At 25.7% G+C, this 3,624-nt stretch carries 4 protein-coding genes; all 4 read right to left on the minus strand.

Annotated elements, in window-relative coordinates; all coding sequences use genetic code 11:
* Positions 1-28: 28 nt before the first annotated feature.
* Positions 29-802, minus strand: a complete 774-nt coding sequence (locus LJE08_RS13035; RefSeq protein WP_227403445.1) for a hypothetical protein — start codon at positions 800-802, stop codon at positions 29-31.
* Positions 795-1,457: an ABC transporter ATP-binding protein gene (locus tag LJE08_RS13040; RefSeq protein ID WP_227403446.1), complete on the minus strand. Its 663-nt coding sequence runs from the start codon at positions 1,455-1,457 to the stop codon at positions 795-797. The genes LJE08_RS13035 and LJE08_RS13040 overlap by 8 nt, the downstream gene beginning before the upstream one ends.
* 80 nt (positions 1,458-1,537) lie before the next feature.
* On the minus strand, positions 1,538-2,830 hold the full coding sequence (locus LJE08_RS13045; protein ID WP_227403447.1) for a sensor histidine kinase: 1,293 nt from the start codon (positions 2,828-2,830) through the stop codon (positions 1,538-1,540).
* Positions 2,831-2,834: 4 nt separating this feature from the next.
* A complete protein-coding gene (locus LJE08_RS13050; protein ID WP_118325320.1) occupies positions 2,835-3,557 on the minus strand; it encodes a LytTR family DNA-binding domain-containing protein in 723 nt (240 codons plus the stop codon).
* Between the last annotated feature and the right edge of the window lie 67 nt (positions 3,558-3,624).

The raw sequence follows: 3,624 nt of genomic DNA on the forward strand, positions 1-3,624 counted from the left end.
CGCAAGAACATCATAAGGATTTTTTCCTTTAATCTTTATGTTTTGTGACATATATACCTCCAACTCTCTTACCACACAAAAGTACTAAAATTATAATAATAATTATGATAGAATAAACGATTGACGGAGTTACAGTATAAACCCATTTAAATGTTTCAAAGTCCAGTTTGATACTTTCTAAAGACTTGTGTGCTATTGGAATTCCAGAAATATATCTAACAGTTACTGTTGCCAAACTATTGGCATCACATGGATTTGTTAATCCAAATGTAAAAATATTTAACACGTCAAATATAATAAAAAACACTAATTGAAAAGCTGTTGCATCTAAAGCCTTTTTGAAGATTATGCTCATTAAGCATGCGAACGTTATCGTAAACAATAATGCTGCTGCAATTGAACACACTATCAGTAGTAAATAATCTAAATCTGTAAAATTAATAGAAATTGCATATCCGATAATAAACGCTGTCGTAATTATTAATGTATATGCATATAAAATTAGCGATTTAAACAAAATCTGTACAGCCAATGAATATCCTAATTGTGAAATATACTTATCCGTTCCTTTTATAGAATCCTCTGTAAATAAATAAATATAGACAAAGCCTAAGAAAATAAAACTAAATTGAGTGTAAGCTTGGAATATATTTAACATTTTTACCTTGCTCGTTAAATTTTCATTAAACGCATTTCCTGTAATAATACCAACCAAACCAATTGAAATAATAATTAATGGTAAAATGATATGAATTTTTTTATACTTCATTCTTTTTATCTCAAATTTAAATAATCTACTCATAAGAATCAGCTCCAAACGTAATTAAATCTTTAAACCTATTATCGATTAATTCTTCATTTTGAATTTTTCTTATGGTTTTGAATTTTGGTATAAAACAATAAACTTCCCCATTTAATTTAATTATTTCATTAAGATTATGCGAGACATAAAAAACAACGATATCTTTTTGCGAAACAGAGATTAAAGCATCCAATAAAAATTGTTTATTTGTAATATCTAAAGCATTAGAAGCTTCATCTAACAATAAATATTTTTTATGTAGTGCCAAGCTTGAAAAAATTTCAACTACTTTCTTTTCTCCACTACTAAGTTTCTTTACAGTTTGTCTTTCAAGTTTCTCTACAAACTGATAAATATTACCGTATTTATTCTTAACATAATTACAATTTTCATTTCCAAGTAATAACATTATGTCTTTTACTTTTACTTCTTCAGGTATTGAAATGTAATTTGAGACCATAAAGTTCATATTTAGTAATTCACTTGGAACAACACCTCTCATTGGATTAATTATTCCAGCTAGTGTTTTAAGTAACGTAGATTTTCCACAACCATTATCTCCGACAAAAGATATTATCCCATGATCAGGCACACTAATCGAAACGTCTGAATAAAGTAAATTTGCAGGATAACCAATGTCTAAAGTAATTTCCATTTAACATCACCTCTTTTTCCTATCTATAAATTAACACAAAAAAACAAGGACTGTTTAATCCTTGTATAAAGTGGCGTATTTTATGGATGAAATGGAATAATTATTAACACAGAAAACATATTATCAGTTATGTCCATTCTTATTTCTCCTTGATATTTACTTACCACAGATTTCACACTTTTAATTCCTAAGCCGCTATGACCTTCCTTAGTAGACATAAGTTCTTCTTTATTGTATATAATTTCATTATTAAAGGCGTTTTTGATTTTTATCACAAGATTATTTTTAACTTCTTTTATTCGAAGAATTATTTGCCTTTCTTCAGAAATATTAGTATTCACTGCATCAATAGAATTATCAATAAGATTAGATAGTATAGTAACTAAGTCATAATCAGAAAGAATTCCTATATTTGTGTCATCACATTTCACGCTCAATTCAATGCCATTTCTCTTTGCTTGATCAAGCTTATCGTTTATTAAAGCTTCTAAGATTTTATTATCTGAATAAAACCGTATATTATCTTTATCAATATGAGACATAATATCATTCACATATACACTCATGCATTCTGGCAAATTATCTTTAATTACAGATAAATGATTTTTTAAATCATGACGAAAAATACTATTTTCTTGATCTTGATTTTTAACATTTTCATAATATTTCATCAATAGATCAGATTTTTGATTCACAATTCTCATTTCTTTTTCTAAAAGATTATTATTTACTTTTGTTTGTGCACTATAGACCAAAAATAAATCCAAAAGTAAAATAAATAAAATGACAAAACACACAAAGAATTGAAATAACAAATCTTTAAAATATAATAAAAAGGATATTAAAATAAGACATAAAAGCCAAGAAAAGACTAATGAACCTACGTAAATAATCAATTCTTTTTTGGCAAGATTTTTATAGGAAATTCCAATCAACTTTGCGTTTAAAAAACTATACAAAATAATAATAATTAATGTAGTTAACAAAATAGAAAAATAACTCAATTCTAATACAGAATTTCTTTGCATATCAAAAAAGCGAATAATAAGATTGGTGAATATTGATGCAAATAAATCAGAAAACATAAGTATAAAGAAAAATACGACTTGAGTAATATATTCGCTTTTTTCTTCAAAATGATAGAAAATACGAATAAATAAAAAGCCAAGCAAACTTGTAAAGATATAACTGCAGTATCCAAAATCAGAATAAACAAAAACAAACATCAAGGCGAGTAAACAAACTGTCAACATTTTCTGAAACTGAGACAATCGCAAAATGTATCGAGAATCATAGAAATGAAAATATAGATAATTCAAAATCATTCCATTAAACAGTAGCAGTATATCAACAAAAAATTTTTGATATATCATAAATCTATTGATCCATTTCTTTTGATATCGCATTTAAATATGCGTCTTTGATTTGTTTCTTTTTCAATTTAGAAATGGGTATAATAATATCTTTTTCTAAAATTAAATCGTTCAAATGGATGTTTTGAATATAGTCTATATTGACTAAAAAAGCTTTATGTGGACTAATAAAATGGTACTGTTTAAATCTTTCTTCCAATTTATAGATGGTATCATAAAATTGATAGATACTATCGTTATTTGTGTACAGATTTATTTTACGTTCACTATATTCAAAATACATGATATCATTTACCTTTAATTTTACTAAACCATGGTTTGTTTGAAAATATTCATAGATATCTATCTGACTATTTTGTAATAGTATAGTCATATCATCTAAAGTTTTAAATAACATTGTTTTATCCAGTGGTTTATCAAGATAATCAAATACATGCAATCTATAGGCTACATTTTTATATTTAGGAAATCCAGAAACTATTATTATATATGTGTCTAAGTCGTAGTTACGAATCATAGTCGCAATCTCTATACCATTCAAGTTGATCATTTCAATATCTAAAAAAATACAGTCATATTTAACTTTTGATTTAATAAAATCCTCTCCGGAATTAAAAATAGATATTTCCACCTTGTTTTCTCCATAATATTCAATAATATATGATTTAATCTTATTGCAAAATTGAATATCATCATCACAAATTGCGAATTTATACTGCTTTATCATTTATAACACCTACTTTACATCATTATATCAGATTTGAAATCAACCTTTTACAAAATTGTGTATAACA

Source organism: Holdemanella sp. DFI.5.55 (genome assembly GCF_020593575.1).
Taxonomy (GTDB): domain Bacteria; phylum Bacillota_I; class Bacilli_A; order Erysipelotrichales; family Erysipelotrichaceae; genus Holdemanella; species Holdemanella hominis.

Bases quoted from the DNA above. Each gene is read 5' to 3' on its own strand.
- LJE08_RS13040 (WP_227403446.1), bottom strand. From the start codon at position 1,457: ATGGAAATTACTTTAGACATTGGTTATCCTGCAAATTTACTTTATTCA.
- LJE08_RS13050 (WP_118325320.1), bottom strand. From the start codon at position 3,557: ATGATAAAGCAGTATAAATTCGCAATTTGTGATGATGATATTCAATTT.
- LJE08_RS13035 (WP_227403445.1), bottom strand. From the start codon at position 802: ATGAGTAGATTATTTAAATTTGAGATAAAAAGAATGAAGTATAAAAAA.
- LJE08_RS13045 (WP_227403447.1), bottom strand. From the start codon at position 2,830: ATGATATATCAAAAATTTTTTGTTGATATACTGCTACTGTTTAATGGA.